14 protein-coding genes are annotated in these 17,898 nt (G+C 70.7%); 9 read left to right on the plus strand and 5 right to left on the minus strand.

All coding sequences use genetic code 11. From position 1 onward, the window contains the following. Positions 1-102: 102 nt before the first annotated feature. The 3 genes from ACFYWS_RS13100 to ACFYWS_RS13110 all read left to right on the plus strand — a co-directional run bounded on the left by ACFYWS_RS13100 (position 103) and on the right by ACFYWS_RS13110 (position 4,408). The gene (locus ACFYWS_RS13100; protein ID WP_389273953.1) at positions 103-1,062 is read left to right on the plus strand and encodes an SCO0930 family lipoprotein; all 960 of its coding nucleotides are present in this window, start codon (positions 103-105) and stop codon (positions 1,060-1,062) included. A gap of 296 nt (positions 1,063-1,358) precedes the next feature. Then, a complete protein-coding gene (locus ACFYWS_RS13105; RefSeq protein ID WP_389273956.1) occupies positions 1,359-2,174 on the plus strand; it encodes an SAM-dependent methyltransferase in 816 nt (271 codons plus the stop codon). Between the two features lie 86 nt (positions 2,175-2,260). Further along, positions 2,261-4,408: a putative bifunctional diguanylate cyclase/phosphodiesterase gene (locus ACFYWS_RS13110; RefSeq protein ID WP_389274138.1), complete on the plus strand. Its 2,148-nt coding sequence runs from the start codon at positions 2,261-2,263 to the stop codon at positions 4,406-4,408. A 73-nt stretch (positions 4,409-4,481) separates the two neighbouring features. Here the strand turns inward: ACFYWS_RS13110 and ACFYWS_RS13115 are convergent, their stop codons facing one another. Continuing rightward, a complete protein-coding gene (locus ACFYWS_RS13115) occupies positions 4,482-5,372 on the minus strand; it encodes a LysR family transcriptional regulator (protein WP_389273959.1) in 891 nt (296 codons plus the stop codon). 132 nt (positions 5,373-5,504) lie between these two features. On the opposite strand from ACFYWS_RS13115, the gene ACFYWS_RS13120 reads away from it, so the two are divergent. The 3 genes from ACFYWS_RS13120 to ACFYWS_RS13130 are packed head-to-tail and all read left to right on the plus strand — an operon-like array spanning position 5,505 to position 8,883. Then, positions 5,505-6,176, plus strand: coding sequence for a succinate dehydrogenase (locus ACFYWS_RS13120; protein ID WP_389273962.1), 672 nt, complete (start codon positions 5,505-5,507; stop codon positions 6,174-6,176). A gap of 5 nt (positions 6,177-6,181) precedes the next feature. Continuing rightward, positions 6,182-8,140 (plus strand): fumarate reductase/succinate dehydrogenase flavoprotein subunit, encoded by a 1,959-nt coding sequence (locus ACFYWS_RS13125; protein ID WP_389273965.1) that lies wholly within the window; start codon positions 6,182-6,184, stop codon positions 8,138-8,140. After that, a complete protein-coding gene (locus ACFYWS_RS13130) occupies positions 8,137-8,883 on the plus strand; it encodes a succinate dehydrogenase/fumarate reductase iron-sulfur subunit (protein WP_389273968.1) in 747 nt (248 codons plus the stop codon). Before ACFYWS_RS13125 ends, ACFYWS_RS13130 begins: the two co-directional genes overlap by 4 nt. An 85-nt stretch (positions 8,884-8,968) precedes the next feature. Here the strand turns inward: ACFYWS_RS13130 and ACFYWS_RS13135 are convergent, their stop codons facing one another. After that, positions 8,969-11,356, minus strand: coding sequence for an ATP-binding cassette domain-containing protein (locus ACFYWS_RS13135; RefSeq protein ID WP_389273971.1), 2,388 nt, complete (start codon positions 11,354-11,356; stop codon positions 8,969-8,971). 169 nt (positions 11,357-11,525) lie between these two features. Between ACFYWS_RS13135 and ACFYWS_RS13140 the strand changes: the two genes are divergently transcribed. Both ACFYWS_RS13140 and ACFYWS_RS13145 read left to right on the plus strand, forming a co-directional pair. Further along, positions 11,526-13,151, plus strand: coding sequence for a phosphodiester glycosidase family protein (locus ACFYWS_RS13140; RefSeq protein WP_389273974.1), 1,626 nt, complete (start codon positions 11,526-11,528; stop codon positions 13,149-13,151). A 74-nt stretch (positions 13,152-13,225) separates the two neighbouring features. Then, entirely contained in the window at positions 13,226-14,215 is a 990-nt protein-coding gene (locus ACFYWS_RS13145; RefSeq protein WP_389273977.1) for an alpha/beta hydrolase, read from the plus strand. A 15-nt stretch (positions 14,216-14,230) separates the two neighbouring features. Here ACFYWS_RS13145 and ACFYWS_RS13150 read toward each other — a convergent pair whose 3' ends face one another. Both ACFYWS_RS13150 and ACFYWS_RS13155 read right to left on the minus strand, forming a co-directional pair. Next, positions 14,231-15,238 carry an MsnO8 family LLM class oxidoreductase gene (locus ACFYWS_RS13150; protein WP_389273980.1) on the minus strand — a complete coding sequence of 336 codons (1,008 nt, stop codon included), beginning with the start codon at positions 15,236-15,238 and terminating at the stop codon, positions 14,231-14,233. 56 nt (positions 15,239-15,294) lie between these two features. Then, complete coding sequence (locus ACFYWS_RS13155) at positions 15,295-15,513, minus strand: dodecin (protein WP_389273983.1); 219 nt, start codon at positions 15,511-15,513, stop codon at positions 15,295-15,297. A gap of 162 nt (positions 15,514-15,675) precedes the next feature. Between ACFYWS_RS13155 and ACFYWS_RS13160 the strand changes: the two genes are divergently transcribed. After that, the gene (locus ACFYWS_RS13160) at positions 15,676-16,956 is read left to right on the plus strand and encodes an extracellular solute-binding protein (RefSeq protein ID WP_389273986.1); all 1,281 of its coding nucleotides are present in this window, start codon (positions 15,676-15,678) and stop codon (positions 16,954-16,956) included. Positions 16,957-17,305: 349 nt separating this feature from the next. Here the strand turns inward: ACFYWS_RS13160 and ACFYWS_RS13165 are convergent, their stop codons facing one another. Next, the gene (locus ACFYWS_RS13165) at positions 17,306-17,893 is read right to left on the minus strand and encodes a TetR/AcrR family transcriptional regulator (protein ID WP_389273989.1); all 588 of its coding nucleotides are present in this window, start codon (positions 17,891-17,893) and stop codon (positions 17,306-17,308) included. Between the last annotated feature and the right edge of the window lie 5 nt (positions 17,894-17,898).

The raw sequence follows: 17,898 nt of genomic DNA on the forward strand, positions 1-17,898 counted from the left end.
TGCCCCCGCATTGAACACAGCCGTCACCGCCGCCCGTACCTAGGGCCATGTGCGGCCCGTCCGGGCCCGCACAACACCCAAGCAATGTGCGGGAGTTGAGAGATGAAGACCTCCTGGCGGAGCGCCTCGCTCGTAGCGACAGCTGCGGCCCTGCTGGCGCTGACGACGGCGTGCGGTCAGGACCAGGGCGACCAGGCGGCCACGGGCCAGAACGTAGGCAGCGCGGCCGACGCGCAGGGCGGTTACGGGGCCTCCGACGGCTACGGCTCGTCGGGCAGCACCGACAAGAGCGCGGCCAAGGCGAAGTCCGCGGGGCAGCTTGCCTCGTGGGACAGCAAGGAGCTGGGCAAGGTGCTCACCGACAGCGCCGGGCTGACCCTGTACCGCTTCGACAAGGACACCGCCGAGCCGCCCAAGTCGAACTGTGACGCGGCCTGCCTGAAGGCGTGGCCGGCCGTGCCGGCGAGCGGCGCCAAGGCCGCGCCCGGGGTCGACGCCTCGCTGCTCGGCGAGGTCACCGCCGCCGACGGCACGAAGCAGCTGACGGTCGACGGCTGGCCCATGTACCACTACGCGATGGACAAGAAGGCCGGTGACGTCAAGGGGCAGGGCGTGGGCGGCACTTGGTGGGCCGCGGCCCCCGACGGCAAGAAGGCCAACAAGAAGGCCGAGGAGGAGGCCGGGGCCCAGCCCGCCGACCTCAAGGGCCTGTCCACGCGCAACGACCCCAAGCTCGGCGAGGTCGTCGTCGACAAGAACGGCATGACGGTCTACCGCTTCCTCAAGGACTCGGCGTGGCCCATCAAGTCGAACTGTGTCGGCGCCTGCGCCGAGAAGTGGCCCGCGCTCGCTCCGGTTGCGAAGAACGACACGCAGAACATTCCACTGAAGGGATACATGACCTTCACGAGGCCCGACGGAACGAAGCAGCAGACCCTGGACTGCTGGCCCGTCTACACCTTCGCGGGCGACAAAAAGCCAGGTGACACGAACGGACAGGGCGTAGGAGGTACTTGGTACGCGGCGGCTCCGAATGGAAAGCCGGTAGGCGCTCCGAAGTAACAACCAGGTGGGTCCAGCGCGTTCGGTGAGGCGCTCACAGTAGAGTCGTCAACGGAATTGGCTCGTTTGCCGGTCCGTTCCCCGCATGGCCAGGTCAGGCCGTGTGGAGGGAGCGGGCCGGTTCTTTTCGTCGAGGAAAGAGAAGGTTTCGGGATGGTTTCGGATCGTTGCCGATTGGCACGTGACGGAGGCAGTGACCGGGAACGGACGGTCAATTTCCGTTTTGACTCGCTCCATTGGCGGTGGATCAGTAGCCTCTGCTCGAACACCGGCACGCCTACGCCATGGAGACCTTGATGCAGCGTCCCGCCTGGGCCCCACAGGGCATTGACATCTCGGTGCCCAGTGTGTCCCGAATCTACGACTTCTACCTGGGCGGTTCGCACAACTTCGAGGTCGACCGGGAAGCCGCCCGCAAGGCCATGGAGTTCCTGCCGGGGCTGCCGAAGATCATGCAGGCGAACCGGGCGTTCATGCGCCGGGCCGTGCGGTACGCCGCCGAGCTCGGCATCACGCAGTTCCTCGACATCGGCTCCGGCATCCCGACGTTCGGCAATGTGCACGAGGTGGCCCAGCAGGCGAGTCCCGGAGCGAGCGTGGTGTACGTCGACCACGATCCGGTAGCCGTCGCGCACAGCAGGGTGGTCCTCGAGGACGTCCCGAACACGGGCGTCGTCACGGCGGATCTCCGCAAGCCGCGGGAGATCCTGGAGAGCCCCGAAGTCGCCGAACTGCTGGACCTGGAGCGACCGGTGGCGCTGCTCCTCGTCGCCGTACTGCACTTCATCGAGGAGGCCGACGACCCGTACGCGGCCGTGGCCGAACTCAGTGAGGCGCTGGCACCGGGCAGCCTGCTCATTGTGACGCATGCCTCCAATGAGGGCATGCCCATAGAGACGGAGCGGGCGGACGGGATGGTCGGCGTCTATCGAAACGATGTCCGCAATCCGCTGATCATGCGGAACCGCGACGAGGTCAAACGGTTCTTCAAGGGGTACGAGGTGGTCGAACCGGGCATCGTGGCGATGCCGGTGTGGCGGCCCGACACCGCACCAGAGGACGAGGACCCGTACACCTTCGCGGGCTATGTGGGAGTGGGGCGCAAGGCGTGACTGCTGCATCCTCCCGGGGCACGAACCCCGGGCCTCCGGCCGGTAAAGCCGGCCGGACGGGAAGGTCGGCACAGGCCGACGACGGCATCGGCGGTGATGCGCCGGGCGGACCGGAAGACAGAGTGCGCGAGTTCGCCGCGACCTGGGGCCGGGCCATCTTCCCGGTCACGGCGACCTCGCTGACCCGGCACGAGTTCGAGGCGGAACTCGTGCCGCTCGTACGCCGACTGCGCACCACGCTGGCCGCGCCGGCCCTGGACAGCGCGGAGGCACAGGCCGTCGGCGCGGCCCTGGTCGCCGCGCACTGCACCGACCCCGAGGCGCTCACCCACACCCTCGACGTGGTGGAGACACACCTCGTCCGGCACTGCGGCGAAGAGGCGCCCTCCGCACAGCGCGCGGAGGAACTGCGCTCCCGCTGCGCCCGCGTCCAGCACGCGATGGCCGCCGGGTTCGCGGCCGCGCTGCGGGAGCGCACCCGCGCCGAACAGGAAGCCATATCGCGCGCCGCGCTCGACGCCCGCAGCGCCGTCGCCGAGGCCCTGCACGCGAGCGAGGCCAAGTTCCGCGCGGTGTTCCACGGCGCCGCGATCGGCATCGGGATCGCCGACCTCGACGGCACCATCCTCGAGGTCAACGAGACGATGGTGCGGATGTTCGGCGGCAGCCGGCAGCAGCTGCTCAAGCGCAGGGCCCACGAGCTGACACACCCCGACGACGCCCCGCACATCTGGCGCATGTACCACGAGCTGGTGCAGGGAGAGCGCGAGCACTACCGGGTCGAGAAGGCCTACTCGCGCCCGGACGGCACCGCGCTGTGGACGAACCTGACGGTCTCGCTGCTGCGCGACGCGGACGGCGCCCCCCAGTACCAGCTGGCGCTCATGGAGGACGTGACCGAGCGCCGCCTGCTGAACCTGCGGCTGCGCTACGAAGCCACCCATGACGCGCTCACCGGGCTGCCCAACCGCACCCTGTTCTTCGAGCGCCTGGAGAAGGTGCTCAGCGCGGGCGGCGGCATGCGCTTCGGCCTGTGCTACCTCGACCTCGACGGCTTCAAGACCATCAACGACAGCCTCGGCCACGCGGCGGGCGACCGGCTCCTCGTCGAGGTCGCGGACCGCCTCCAGGCCTGCGCCACGGCTCCCGGCGAGATGGTCGCGCGGCTAGGCGGCGACGAGTTCGTGGCCCTGACCACCGGCAAGGACACCGAGGCCGAGGTCGACGAGCTGGCCGGACGCATCATGCACGCCCTGGCCGCCCCCATCCGTATCGACGGCCGTGAGCTGACCGTGCGCGGCTCGGTCGGCATCGTCGAGGGCCCCGCCGCCGAGCGCAGCCCCGCCGAGGTGCTGCGCAGCGCCGACATCACGATGTACCGGGCCAAGTCCGCGGGCGGCAACCGCTACGAGCTGGCCGACCCCGAGGCCGACGCCCGCGCCATCACGCGGCACGGACTGACGACGGCGCTGCCCGCCGCCCTGGACCGCGGCGAGTTCTTCATCGAGTACCAACCCCTGGTGCACCTCGGCGACGGCAGTGTGCGCGGAGCCGAGGCACTGGTCCGCTGGCTGCACCCGCAGCACGGCGTGCTCGGGCCCGACCGCTTCATCCCGCTCGCCGAGCACACGGGCCTGATCGTGCCGCTCGGCCGCTGGGTCCTGGAGGAATCGGTCCGGCAGGCGCGGATCTGGCAGGACCGGTACGAGGAGGCGGGCCCGTTCCGCATCAACGTCAACCTGTCCCCGATGCAGCTGACCCACCCCGGCCTGGTGGCGGAGACCGTCGACATCCTGGAGCGCTTCGGTCTCGAACCGGACGCGCTGTGCCTCGAAGTCACCGAGTCGGCGCTGATCGGGGCGGACGACGACCTCCTGAAGCCCCTCAGACGCCTCTCCGAAATGGGCGTCGACATCGCCCTCGACGACTTCGGCACCGGCTACTCGAACCTGGCGAACCTGCGCCGGCTGCCCGTGAACGTCCTGAAGCTGGACCGCTCCTTCACCCAGGGCATGCAGCAGTTCCCCGCGGACCCCGTCGACCTGAAGATCGTCGAGGGCATCGTCTCGCTCGCCCACAGCCTCGGCCTCTCGGTCACCGTCGAGGGCGTGGAGACCGGCGCCCAGGCCGAGCAGCTCAAGCACCTCGGCTGCGACACGGCACAAGGCTGGTACTACGCCCGTCCGGGCCCGCCGGACCGCCTCCACGAACTGGCGTTGGCGGACGCGACATAACAGCCCCGCCGGCGATTGAGGCGCAGGGTCCGGGGCAGAGCCCCGCGACCGCCACGCCGTGCAAGCGCCCGCCTCAATCCCGTCCCTCGAACAACATCCGCTGAAGCTCCCGCGCAGCGCGCGGCGGCGCCACATCCGACCGATGCGCGAGCGCGATCGTCCGGCTCAGCCCCGGCTTCGCCAACGGAGTGACCCGCAGATCCGCCCCGGCCCGGTGCGCCACCATCCACGGCACCACCGCCACCCCGAGCCCGGCCCGCACGAAGCCCAGCACCGCGTCCATCTCGCCGCCCTCCACCGCGAAGTCCGGTTCGAACCCCTCGCCCCGGCACGCGGCGACGGTCAGCTCCCGCAGGTCGTACCCGTGCCGGAACATGACGAGCCGCTCGCCCTCCAGGTCGGAGATCCGCACGGACCCCCGGCCACGCCCCGGCGCGGGCGCGTCCTTCGACGACACCACCACCAGCTCCTCGCGCAGCAGCTCCACCGTCGTCAGGGCGGGCGCGGGCGCGGGCAGCGGGAGGACGACGAGCGCGAGGTCGAGGGCGCCGCGCGCGAGCTCTCGTACGAGGTCGTGGGAGCCGCCCTCCTCGATCATCAGCTGGATGCCGGGGTAGCGGTCGTGGAAGGAGCGCAGCACGTCCGGCAGCAGCCCCGTGCACAGTGAGGGCGTCGCGCCGAGCCGCACCCGGCCCCGCTTGAGCTGCGCCAGCTCCTGCACCTCGTGCCGCGCCGTGTCCGCGTCGGCGAGGATCCGGCGGGCGAGCGGCAGGAGTGCCTCCCCGGCGTCGGTCAGCGAGATGTTCCCGCGGGCGCGCAAGAAGAGGTCGACCCCCAGCTCCCGCTCCAGCGCCCGGATCTGCTGGGACAGCGACGGCTGGGCGACGTGCACCAGCTCGGCGGCGCGCGTGAAGTGCCGGGTCTCCGCGACCGCGACGAAGTACTGGAGCTGCTGGAACTGCATACGGGCCACCATAGTCCCTCGATAGCGAATGCCTATCGAAATGAGGCGGACCATGTCTTGGACCGATCGGGCCTTCGGGCTCTAGCGTCTTGACCCATGGCTCTGGCAACGCGGACGGACCGACGGTCGTCCATGGCACGTACTGTCTGGGACAGCTCCGTCGGCAAGAAGACAGTGATGGCGGTGAGCGGGCTCGTCATGCTGCTCTACCTGGTCGCCCACATGATCGGGAACCTCAAGATCTTCTTCGGCCCCGAGGAGATCAACCACTACGCCTCCTGGCTGCGCACCATGGGCTCCCCGGTGCTGCACTACGAGTGGGGCCTGTGGATCGCCCGGGTGGTGCTGGTCGTCGCCGTCGTCGCGCACGCCACGTCCGCGTACCAGCTGAGCCGGCGCGGCATCAAGGCGCGCCCCAGCAAGTACGCGCACAAGAAGCGTGGTTCGGACTACGCCACGCGCACCATGCGCTGGGGCGGCATCATCCTCGGCCTGTTCATCGTCTGGCACATCCTCGACCTGACGACCGGCACCGTGCACCCCGGCGGCTACCAGCACCTGCACCCGTACCAGAACATCATCGACACGTTCTCGACCTGGTACAGCAACGTCATCTACATCGTCGCGATGCTCGCCCTCGGCTTCCACATCCAGCACGGGTTCTGGAGCGCCGCGCAGACCCTCGGCGTCGGCAGCCGCACCCGCGACCGCGTCCTGAAGACCGTCGGCAACGTACTCGCCGTGATGCTCACGCTCGGCTTCATCGCCGTGCCCGTGGGCGTCATGACCGGATTGGTGAGCTGAGAGACATGACTGCATCCACGGAGTACGCCGAATACACCACGGGTGAACCGGTCGTCGACACCAAGGCCCCGCGAGGGCCCGTCAACGAGCGCTGGGACACCCGCCGCTTCGAGGCCAAGCTGGTCAACCCGGCCAACCGCCGCAAGCACACCGTCATCGTCGTCGGGACGGGCCTGGCCGGCGGCTCCGCCGGTGCCACGCTCGCCGAACAGGGCTACCACGTCGTCCAGTTCTGCTACCAGGACTCGCCGCGCCGCGCCCACTCGATCGCCGCGCAGGGTGGCATCAACGCCGCGAAGAACTACCGCAACGACGGCGACTCGGTGCACCGCCTCTTCTACGACACCGTCAAGGGCGGCGACTTCCGCGCCCGCGAGTCCAACGTGCACCGCCTCGCGCAGATCTCCGTCGAGATCATCGACCAGTGTGTCGCGCAGGGTGTGCCGTTCGCCCGCGAGTACGGCGGCCTCCTCGACACCCGCTCCTTCGGCGGTGTGCAGGTGTCCCGCACCTTCTACGCCCGCGGCCAGACGGGACAGCAGCTCCTCCTCGGCGCGTACCAGGCGCTCAGTCGCCAAGTCGCCGCCGGGAACATCGAGTTGCACCCGCGCACCGAGATGCTCGACCTCGTCATCGTCGACGGCAAGGCCCGCGGCATCGTCGCCCGCGACCTGATCACCGGCAAGATCGACACGTACTTCGCGGACGCCGTCGTACTCGCCTCCGGCGGCTACGGAAACGTCTTCTACCTGTCGACGAACGCCATGAACTCCAACGCGACGGCGATCTGGCGCGCCCATCGGCGCGGCGCCTACTTCGCCAACCCGTGCTTCACGCAGATCCACCCCACCTGCATCCCGCGCACCGGCGACCACCAGTCGAAGCTGACCCTGATGTCGGAGTCCCTGCGCAACGACGGCCGCATCTGGGTGCCGAAGGCGAAGGGCGACACACGTCCCGCGGGCGAGATCCCCGAGGACGAGCGCGACTACTACCTGGAGCGCATCTACCCGGCGTTCGGCAACCTCGTGCCCCGTGACATCGCCTCCCGCGCCGCGAAGAACGTGTGCGACGAGGGCAGGGGAGTGGGCCCCGGCGGGCAAGGTGTGTACCTCGACTTCGCCGATGCCATCAAGCGCATGGGCAAGAAGGCCGTCGAGTCGAAGTACGGCAACCTCTTCGACATGTACGCGCGGATCACCGACGAGGACCCGTACAAGACACCGATGCGGATCTACCCCGCCGTGCACTACACGATGGGCGGACTCTGGGTCGACTACGACCTCTCCACCACCATTCCGGGGCTCTTCGCGGTCGGCGAGGCCAACTTCTCCGACCACGGCGCCAACCGGCTCGGCGCGTCCGCGCTGATGCAGGGCCTCGCGGACGGCTACTTCGTCCTCCCGGCCACCATCAACGACTACCTCGCCAAGCACCCGCACACCGACGAGGTGAACGCCGACCACCCGGCCACCGTCGAGGTCGTGCGCGAGACCGAGGAGCGGCTCGCCAAGCTGCTCGCCGTCGACGGGGACCGCACACCGGACTCCTTCCACCGTGAACTCGGCGAACTCATGTGGGAGTTCTGCGGAATGGCCCGCACCGACGCGGGACTGCGCAAGGCCCTCGACCGGATCCCGCAGATCCGCGAGGAGTTCTGGCGCCGCATCAAGGTGCCCGGCGTCGGCGAGGAGTTCAACCAGTCGCTGGAGAAGGCCAACCGCATCATCGACTACATCGAGCTCGCCGAGCTGATGTGCCTCGACGCCCTGCACCGCGCCGAGTCCTGCGGCGGCCACTTCCGCGAGGAGTCGCAGACCCCCGACGGCGAGGCCGCCCGCGTCGACGAGGAGTTCTCCTACGCGGCGGCCTGGGAGTTCACCGGCACCGGCACGGCCCCCACCCTGCACAAGGAAGACCTCGTCTTCGAGTACGTCCACCCCACTCAGCGGAGCTACGCATGAAGCTCACCCTGCGCGTCTGGCGCCAGAAGAACGCCGACGCCGACGGCGCCATGTCCACGTACGAGGTCGACGGGATCTCGACGGACATGTCCTTCCTCGAAATGCTCGACACCCTCAACGAGGAGCTCATCCTCAAGGGCGAGGACCCGGTCGCCTTCGACCACGACTGCCGCGAGGGCATCTGCGGCGCCTGCTCGCTCGTCATCAACGGCGACGCGCACGGCCCGGAGCGCACCACCACCTGCCAGCTGCACATGCGGTCCTTCAAGGACGGCGACACGATCGACATCGAGCCGTGGCGCGCCTCCGCCTTCCCGGTCGTGAAGGACCTGGTCGTGGACCGCTCGGCCTTCGACCGGATCATCCAGGCCGGTGGCTACATCACTGCCCCGACGGGCGCCGCCCCCGAAGCGCACAGTGTCCCGGTCCCCAAGCCCGACGCGGACTTCTCCTTCGAGCACGCCGAGTGCATCGGCTGCGGCGCGTGTGTGGCGGCGTGCCCGAACGGCGCGGCGATGCTGTTCACGTCGGCGAAGATCAACCACCTCAACGTCCTGCCGCAGGGCGCGCCCGAACGCGAGACACGGGTCCTCGACATGGTGGGTCAGATGGATGAGGAGGGCTTCGGCGGCTGCACCCTCACCGGTGAGTGCGCGACGGCCTGCCCGAAGGGAATCCCGCTGTTCTCCATCACCAGCATGAACAAGGAGTGGCTGCGCGCGAACCGCAAGGTCAGCCGCTGATCCACGGGCCACTGAACCAGCGATAGGCGTCCCGCGAAGAGCGCGGGGTGGGCGGGACCGGCGTGGTGCTCAACCTCCGGTCCCGTCATCGCGTTCGCGTCACCCTTTGCAGGTACGGAGCCGTCCGGCTCGACGAGTCCGCGGCCACGTCCGCCGGCGGCCCCGCGGCCACCACCCGCCCGCCCTCGGCGCCGCCGCCGGGCCCCATGTCGACGACCCAGTCCGCCCCGGCGACCACCGCCATGTCGTGCTCGACCACGACCACGGAGTGCCCGGCGTCGACGAGGCCGTTCAGCTGCCGCATCAGCACCTCCACATCGGCCGGGTGCAGACCGGTCGTCGGCTCGTCGAGGAGGTACAGCGTGTGCCCGCGGCGCACCCGCTGCAACTCACTGGCCAGCTTGATGCGTTGGGCCTCGCCGCCCGACAGTTCGGTGGCGGGCTGCCCGAGCCGCAGATAGCCGAGGCCGACGTCGAGGAGCGTGCGCAGGCTGCGCAGCACGGGCCGCGCCGCGGCAGCCGTCTCGGCGTCCGCCGCCTCGAAGAACTCCGCCGCCGACTCCACCGTCAGATCGAGGACCTCGGCGATGTTCCGCCCCCTGTACGTGACGTGGAGCGTCTCGGGGTTGTAGCGGGCGCCCGCGCAGTCCGGGCACGGTGTGTACGTACTCGGCAGGAACAGCAGCTCCACGCTGACGAAGCCCTCCCCCTGACATGTCTCGCAGCGCCCGCCGGTGACATTGAACGAGAAGCGGCCGACGCCGTAACCGCGTGCCTTCGCCTCGTCGGTGGCGGCGAACACCTTGCGAACGACGTCGAACAGGCCCGTGTACGTGGCCAGGTTGGAGCGAGGTGTCCGCCCGATCGGCTTCTGGTCGACGACCACGAGCCGGCCGACACCTTCGAGGTCCTCGGTGATCTCGCCGATCAGTGTCGACTTCCCTGACCCGGAGACACCCGTGACGGCGGAGAAGGCGCCCAGCGGGAACGCGGCGGTGACCTCGCGCAGATTGTGCCGGGTGATCGGACCGACCTTCAACCACCCTGTGGGGGTGCGTACTTGGCGCCTCTCGACGGGTTCGTCGTCGAAGAGATAGCGGGCCGTCGCCGACTCCGCGACCTCGCGCAGCCCGTCCACGGGACCGCTGTGCAGCACCAGGCCGCCGTGCTCCCCGGCCTGCGGCCCGACGTCGACCAGCCAGTCGGCGTGTCTCATGACGTCCAGATGGTGCTCGACGACGAAGACGGAGTTGCCGGAGGTCTTCAGTCGGTCCAGGACGGTGAGCAGTGACTCGGTGTCGGCCGGGTGGAGCCCGGCGGACGGCTCGTCGAGGACGTACACGACACCGAAGAGCCCCGACCTCAACTGCGTCGCCAGGCGCAGACGTTGGAGCTCGCCCGCCGACAGGGTGGGGGTCGGACGGTCGAGGCTGAGGTAGCCGAGGCCGAGCTCCGTGACCGTGGCGATGCGGGCCCGCAGATCCTCGGTGAGCACCCGCGCCGTCTCGGACGTGTCGCCTTCGGTGGCCAGCAGTTCGGCGAGGTCCGCCAGCGGGACACCGGCGAGCTCCGCGATCGTACGGCCGCCGAAGGTGACCGCCAGCGACTCCGCGCGCAGCCGGGCGCCGCCGCAGGCCGGGCAGGGCGTGCTCTCCAGGAACCGCTCCGCCTTCGCGCGCAGCGACTGGCTCTTGGAGTCCGAGAAGGTCTTGAGCACGTACCGGTTCGCGCTCATGTACGTGCCCTGGTACGGGCGGTGAATGCGGCCCGCGTCCCGCACCGGGTGTACGGTCACCACCGGCTGCTCGTCCGTGAACAGGATCCAGTCCCGGTCCGCCTGGTCCAGCTCCCGCCACGGCCGGTCGACGTCGTGGCCCAGCGCGTCGAGGACGTCGCGCAGGTTCTTGCCCTGCCATGCGCCCGGCCACGCCGCGATGGCCCCCTCGCGGATCGACACCGAGGAGTCGGGCACCAGCAACTCCTCGGTGGTGCGGTGCACTTGACCGAGCCCGTGGCACGAAGGGCACGCCCCGGCAGCCGTGTTCGACGAGAACGCGTCGGAATCGAGCCGCTCGGCACCCTCCGGGTACGTACCGGCCCGCGAGAACAGCATGCGCAGAGAGTTCGACAGTGTCGTGACCGTGCCGACCGAGGAGCGGGACGTCGGCGCCGACCGGCTCTGCTGGAGCGACACCGCGGGCGGCAGGCCGCTGATCTCGCCGACCTTCGGCGCGCCGACCTGGTGGATCAGCCGGCGCGCGTACGGGGCGACCGACTCGAAATAGCGGCGCTGCGCCTCCGCGTAGATCGTGCCGAAGGCGAGCGAGGACTTGCCCGAGCCCGACACCCCCGTGAAGACCGCGAGGACGTCCCGCGGGATGTCCACGTCGACGCCCTTGAGGTTGTGCTCGCGGGCGCCGCGGACCCGCACGAGACCGTCGTGGCGGGGGTCGGGCGAGGTGGGGTGGTGCATGGGGCGGGCTCCCGGTCGTACGGCTGTCGCTGCTGCGTACCCATGATCCACCACCGGCGTGCCGGAGGCGGCCCGGAGAACGCCCGATGAATGATGTGCACACGCCTTGACTGGTGGTCATGGGATCACCCACGGTTACGGAGGTCGTCATTCGAGCAGTGGGGGGTTCGTGAACGGCAGACTGTTCGGCGCGGGCGCGGTGTTCTGCGCTCTCGCCCTCGTGGGCGCGGCACCGGCGCCGGCCTCGCCGTCACCGGCCCCGCCCGTGCCCCGGCACAGCGGCGGCCTGGCGCTCGGCGCCGCCGACCTGTCCGAGACGCGGACGACGCGCACGTTGCAGCCGGGCGTGACACTCACCCGGATCGTGCGTGGCGCCGACGCCCCGGCCATGGCGTGGACCGTCGAGGTCACCATCCCGGGCGGCGCCGGATCACCCGACCCGGACGCGCCACCGACCGCGCTGAAGGACGAGTCCAGCGCCGCCGAACTCGCCTCCGGCCTGCGCGCGGACGGTTTCGACGCCCGTTCGGAGAAGGTCACCACGGCGCCTACCGCCGACTACGCGGGTGGCACGCTCGGCTGGCGGGTCCGCGTCGGCACCTTCCCGACCGAGGCCGCCGCCACCGCCGAACGCACCCGCCTGCGCGCCGCCGGACACACCGGATCCGCCTGGTACACCGGCTGGGACGGAAACGCGGGGGACCGCGGCCCCTGGCACGTCGACGTCCTCACCATCGACCCGAAGAAGTTCGACGGTGACCTCAAGGCGTCGTACGGCCCGGACCTGGAGAACCGCGAGACCACCAGCGCGCTCGCCGCCGCCGAGGGCGCGAGCGCCGGGGTCAACGCGGGCTTCTTCGTCCTCGACCCCAAGGCGGGCGCCCCCGGCGACCCGGCCGGTGTCGGCGTCTACGACGGCCATCTGCTGAGCGAGGCGGTGAACGGCCGGCCCGGCCTCGTCGTCCACGACTCCGCGCGCGGCACCGAGGTGGAGCGGTTCACCTGGCGGGGGAGCGTCCGCGCCGGCGGGACGAAGCTGCCGCTCGACGGCATCGACCGCGTCCCCGGCCTGATCCGCAACTGCGGCGGCACCGCCGACGACACCCCGACCGCCCGGCCGCTGCACGACACCACCTGCACCGACCCCGACGAACTCGTCGCGTTCACACCGGAGTTCGGCAAGCGGACCCCGAAGGGCGACGGCGCCGAAGCCGTCCTGGACCGGAGCGGCCGCGTCGTCGAGGTGCGCTCGCCGCGCGGCGGCGCCCTGCCCTCCGGAGGCCGCAGCGTCCAGGCCACGGGCGCGTACGCGGCGCGGCTGACCGCCCTCGCGCAGGTCGGCCAACCCCTCCGTATCCAGAGCGGGTTGGAGGACACCAAGGGGCGCGCCGTCGCCGCGTCCCGCTCGACCAGCATCCTCAACGGCGGCCCCGAACTCGTCCGCGACGGCCGCCGCCACGTCACCCCGGCCACCGACGGCATGGTGCAGCCCGGCAACCCGAGCTTCTACTACGGCTGGGTGCACAAGCGGAACCCGCGCACTCTCGCGGGCACGGACGCCGCGGGACGCACCGTGCTCGTCACCGCCGACGGCCGCGGCACGAATTCGCTGGGCCTGAGCATCAACGAGAGCGCCGATGTCGCCAAGTCTCTCGGTCTGCGGGACGCCATCAACCTCGACGGCGGCGGCTCGACCACGATGGTCGTCGACGACCGGGTGATCAACGACCCGTCCGACGCGGCCGGTGAACGCCCGGTCGGGGACGCCCTGTTGGTACTTTCCGACACCCGTTGACGCACTGAGGTACTGACGCGTCGACGCACCAACGCATACGCCTCATCGGACGACGACGATTCGAGGGAGCCGCCATGACCGCCGCCCTGACCCTCCGCACCAGACGCCTGCTGCTCGTCCTCGGCGCCCTGCTGCTCATGCTGGGCTCGGCCCCGTCGGCCGTCGCCGCCACGAAGCCGCGGCCCGCCGCCGAGGTCGTCGACGTCACCCACGTCGCCGACCGCCAGGTGGACCTCTCCGTACGCGCGTCGGCGCTCGGCGGGCGCACGGCCAAGGTCCGCCTGCTCACCCCCGACGGCTGGGACCCGGACGACCGCGGCAAGCACTGGCCCACCCTGTGGCTGCTGCACGGCTGCTGCGGCGACTACACGTCCTGGACGAACATGACGGACGTCGCCTCCGCCGACAGCCTGCGCGACGTCCTCGTCGTGATGCCCGAGGCCGGCTGGAACGGCTGGTACAGCGACTGGTGGAACTACGGCGAGGGCGGCGACCCGGCCTGGGACACCTTCCACACCCGCGACCTGCGCCGCCTCCTGGAGAACGACTGGGGCGCGGGCTCCCGCCGCGTCGTCGCGGGCCTCTCGATGGGCGGCCAGGGCGCGCTCCTGTACGCGGCCCGGCACCCGGGCATGTTCAAGGCGGCCGCGGCCTACTCCGGCTCCGCCCACCCACTCCTGAACGACGAGTCGACGAAGCGGATCATGGGCTTCTTCGCCGGCCAGGGCAACGACCCCCTGCGCGTCTGGGGCGACCCCGTCGCACAGCGCGACATCTGGGCCGCGCACGACCCGTACTACCTGGCCAAGCGCCTCAAGTCGCTCCCCGTGTACCTCTCCTGCGGCGACGGCACCGCGGGCCCGCTGGACCCGCCGGGCGCCACCAACGCCCTGGAGGCCGACTTCAACCGCCAGAACCACGCCCTCGCCGCCCAGCTAAGGAAGGCGGGTGCCAAGCACCTCACCACCCATTTCTACGGCCCGGGTACCCACACCTGGCCGTACTGGCAGCGCGAACTGCACGCGTCGCTGCCGATGCTGCTGCGCGGTCTGGGAGTGAACTGAGGTGGCTAGGAGGCCCTACCGGGGCGTAAGGCGCGCGATCCTTGCCAGGCGGCGCAGCGACTCCATCAGGGCCTCGCGGTCGTACGTACTGGTCGTCACCAGCACCTCCTGCGCCCCGCTCTCCTTGATCACCACCTCCAGCTCCTCGGTGACCTGCTGCTCCGTGCCCGCGATGTGGCCGCGCAGCCCGGCCTCGTACAGTTCGCGTTCCTTGTCGGTCATCTCGAAACCCGCGATGCGTTCGACGGGCGGCAGCGGGGGGAACGTGCCGTGGGTGCGCGAGTGCGCCATCGACCAGGCCTCGGGGGCGAGGATCCGGCGCGCCTCCGGCTCGCTGCCCGCCACGGCGACCGTCCCCGAGATCACGACGTACGGCTCCGCGGCCCAGGGTGAGGGGCGGAACTCTTCGCGGTAGCGGTCGATGCCGCGCAGCATCTTCTCTCGGGAGTGGAAGTCGCCGATCACCATCGGCAGACCGGCGCGGCCTGCGATCGAGGCGCCCTCGCCCATCGCGAGCACGAACGGCGGCACGGCCAGGCCCTCGGAGGGGCGGGCGTGCACGCGCGTGGACGAGGTGCCGGTGAAGAACGCGAGGAGTTCGTCGAGCTGCGCCGCGAAGTCGTCGGCATCGTCCTTGTCCCGGCCGAGCGCCTTGCGGACCCCGCCGGTGAAGCCGACCGAGCGGCCGAGCCCCATGTCGATCCGGCCGGGGAAGAGTGACTCCAGTACCCCGAACTGCTCGGCCACGACCAGGGGTTGGTGGTTGGGCAGCATGACGCCGCCGGTGCCGACGCGGATGGTGCGCGTCGCCGCGGCGACGGCCGCCGCGAGCACGGTCGGCGCGGAACCGGCGACGCCCGGCACACCATGGTGCTCCGAGACCCACAGGCGGTGGTAGCCGAGGCGCTCCAGGTCCTGGGCCAGGGACACGGTGTCACGCAGCGCGTCCCGGTCGGAGTGGCCCTCGCGAGTGCGGGAGCGGTCCAGGACGGAGAAGCGGGTCGATTCGATCACGGTGCTCACACCTTGGTTCAACGCCGTGGCGCCCCAGGGATTCCCGGGGCCGACCCGTGCCCCGCTCAGGCGCTGTCGTCCTCCATGCGGAAGCCGACCTTCAGGCCGACCTGCCAGTGCTCGACCTGGCCGTCGACGATCTGCCCCCGGACCTGTGTGACCTCGAACCAGTCGAGGTTGCGCACGGTCTGCGAGGCGCGCGCGATCCCATTGCGGACCGCCTCGTCCACGCCTTCGTGAGAGGTGCCGACGATCTCGGTGACGCGATACGTGTGGTTCGACATGGTTCCACCGTGCCCCAGCGCGGCGTGGCCCGCCATCCGTATGACACACCCCTTGACCCTTTCGTTGGTCTATACCAAACTCCGCTGCACGCCCGTACGAGCCGTGCGCTCTTCCCCCACGTCGGGTCGACCTTCCCTGTCCGCAGGCAGAAAGTGACCGACGTGAACTCCCGCCGCCTTGCCCTGACTTTCGGTTCCCTCCTCGCCACCGGCACGCTGCTCACCGGGTGCGGAGCCATACCGGGCGCAGAGGAGGGGAAGGACTCGGTCACCGTGTGGCTGATGCGTGGCAGCGCGTCGGAGGCCTTCGTCGAACGCTTCACGGAGGACTTCGAGGCCCGGCACGACGGCATCACCCTCGACATCCGCGTCCAGGACTGGACCGGGATCGGCGCCAAGGTCACCAAGGCGCTCGACGAGGGCCACGGCGGCGAGTCCGGCGCACCCGACGTCATCGAGGTCGGCAACACCCAGGTCCCGCAGTACGTCGAGGAGGACGGCCTGCTCGACCTCTCCCTGGAATCCGCCCGCGACCTCGGCATGCACGACTGGCTGCCCGGCCTCGCCGAACCCGGCGTCGAATCCTCCCGGCAGTACGGCATCCCCTGGTACGCGGCCAACCGTGTCGTCATCTACAACAAGGACCTCTTCCGGCAGGCGGGCATCGACGAGCCACCCGCCACCCGCGCCCAATGGCTGGACATGACTGCAGAGTTGAACTCCGGCGCCACCCAGGGCATCTACCTCGCGGGCCAGGACTGGTACACGCTCTCCGGGTTCATCTGGGACGAGGGCGGCGGCCTCGCCAAGGAGACCTCGGGCGTCTGGTCCGGCACCCTGGACACGACCGCCGCGCTGCGCGGCATGGCCTTCTACCGCCAACTCCAGGCGCTCGGAGGCGGCCCCAAGGACGCCGACGAGGAGCACCCGCCGCAGGCCGAACAGTTCGCCCGCGGCGACATCGCGCAGATCATCTCCGTGCCGGGCGCCACCCAGCGCATCCTCCAGAAGAACCCGGAACTGAAGGGCAAGCTGGGCTACTTCCCGATCCCCGGCAAGACGGCGGCCAGGCCGGGCACGGTGTTCACCGGCGGCTCCGACCTGGTCGTGCCGGCCAACACCGACGACCGGAACGGCGCCGTCGAGGTCGTCAAGGCGCTCGCCGGCGAGAAGTGGAACACCGACCTGGCCCGCACCATGAACTACGTACCGAACAAGGCCACCCTCGCCGACGCGGTCGCCGGCGAGCCGGGCGTCGCCGCGATGGCCGTCGGCGCCGCCCACGGCAAGGCGACACCCGGCTCACCGCTGTGGCCGAACGTGGAGGCCGGCGACAACCCCATCAAGCAGTACATGTCCAAGGTCCTCGCCGGCGGCGACCCGTCGACCGAGGCCGAGCGCGCCTCCCGCGAGATCACCGCTCGCCTCGACGAGCGCAACTAGGGCCCTTCTGGCGGGTGTTGCCGGAGTCGCGGGCCCTGGCACACCCGTCTGCCGCGTTGTCGTCGGTTGCCAACGCTCCGCGTCGACGCCCTCCTCCGCCTAGCAGCTGCACCCACCAGACCCCACTCGCCTGCACCGCACATGACGGCCACCCGGATCCAGCCTGAGAAGGACCCTAGGGCCTGTCTTCAAACTCCCGCCTGCGCGGCGGCGTCTGGCACGCACGCTCGCTGCGTTGCCGAAAAGCCCGAGTAGCTCCGCTCCTAGGACTTCCCGGCGCCTTGCGATCGCACGCACCAGACGCCGCCGCGCCGCCCTCCGGGCGACGACGGGAGTTTGAAGACAGGCCCTAGGGCCCGTCCACCAACGACGCGACCAAGCGCGTCATCGCCGGCCGTGGGTCGGGTGAGCCCGGCCAGCTGGTCATGAGCAGGTGATGGGCCGTGCCCACGACGGCCAGGGCCACCGTGCCCGCGTCCAGGGTCCGCACCACCCGGCCGAGATCCCGCTCGGCCTCCAGGTAGACGGTGACGGCCTCCTGGATCGCCGCGAAGCCGGGGGCACCGCCTTCCAGGGCCTCGCGTACGCGCTGCGCGGCGGCGGGGCGGGTCATGGCGAGGCCCGAGATGGCGGGGCCGCCGGACTCGAACAGCGCGAGGGTGACGTCGTCGACGTTCCCCGCCACCGTGGCCTGCCCGGCGAGCCCCGGCAGCGCCCGCGCCTTGGCCGCGGTCCGCGCGAAGCGGTCGAGGCAGAGCTCGGCCACGAACGCGTCGAGCCCCGCGAAATGCGTGTGCAGTAGCCCCTTGGCGCATCCCGCCTCGGTGGTGACGGACCGGCTGGTGAGTGCGCCCGGCCCGTCCCTCTGCACGACGCGCTCGGCGGCCGCGAACAGTCGCTCGCGTACGTCCGGCGTCGCCACTCCGCGCGGTGACATGGGCC

Source organism: Streptomyces sp. NPDC002795 (assembly GCF_042888725.1).
Taxonomy (GTDB): Bacteria; Actinomycetota; Actinomycetes; order Streptomycetales; family Streptomycetaceae; genus Streptomyces.

Excerpts from the sequence above, each read along its gene's own strand:
- ACFYWS_RS13100 (WP_389273953.1), top strand. The coding sequence starts at position 103 with ATGAAGACCTCCTGGCGGAGCGCCTCGCTCGTAGCGACAGCTGCGGCC.
- ACFYWS_RS13105 (WP_389273956.1), top strand. The coding sequence starts at position 1,359 with ATGCAGCGTCCCGCCTGGGCCCCACAGGGCATTGACATCTCGGTGCCC.
- ACFYWS_RS13115 (WP_389273959.1), bottom strand. The coding sequence starts at position 5,372 with ATGCAGTTCCAGCAGCTCCAGTACTTCGTCGCGGTCGCGGAGACCCGG.
- ACFYWS_RS13120 (WP_389273962.1), top strand. The coding sequence starts at position 5,505 with ATGGCACGTACTGTCTGGGACAGCTCCGTCGGCAAGAAGACAGTGATG.
- ACFYWS_RS13125 (WP_389273965.1), top strand. The coding sequence starts at position 6,182 with ATGACTGCATCCACGGAGTACGCCGAATACACCACGGGTGAACCGGTC.
- ACFYWS_RS13130 (WP_389273968.1), top strand. The coding sequence starts at position 8,137 with ATGAAGCTCACCCTGCGCGTCTGGCGCCAGAAGAACGCCGACGCCGAC.
- ACFYWS_RS13135 (WP_389273971.1), bottom strand. The coding sequence starts at position 11,356 with ATGCACCACCCCACCTCGCCCGACCCCCGCCACGACGGTCTCGTGCGG.
- ACFYWS_RS13145 (WP_389273977.1), top strand. The coding sequence starts at position 13,226 with ATGACCGCCGCCCTGACCCTCCGCACCAGACGCCTGCTGCTCGTCCTC.
- ACFYWS_RS13155 (WP_389273983.1), bottom strand. The coding sequence starts at position 15,513 with ATGTCGAACCACACGTATCGCGTCACCGAGATCGTCGGCACCTCTCAC.
- ACFYWS_RS13165 (WP_389273989.1), bottom strand. The coding sequence starts at position 17,893 with ATGTCACCGCGCGGAGTGGCGACGCCGGACGTACGCGAGCGACTGTTC.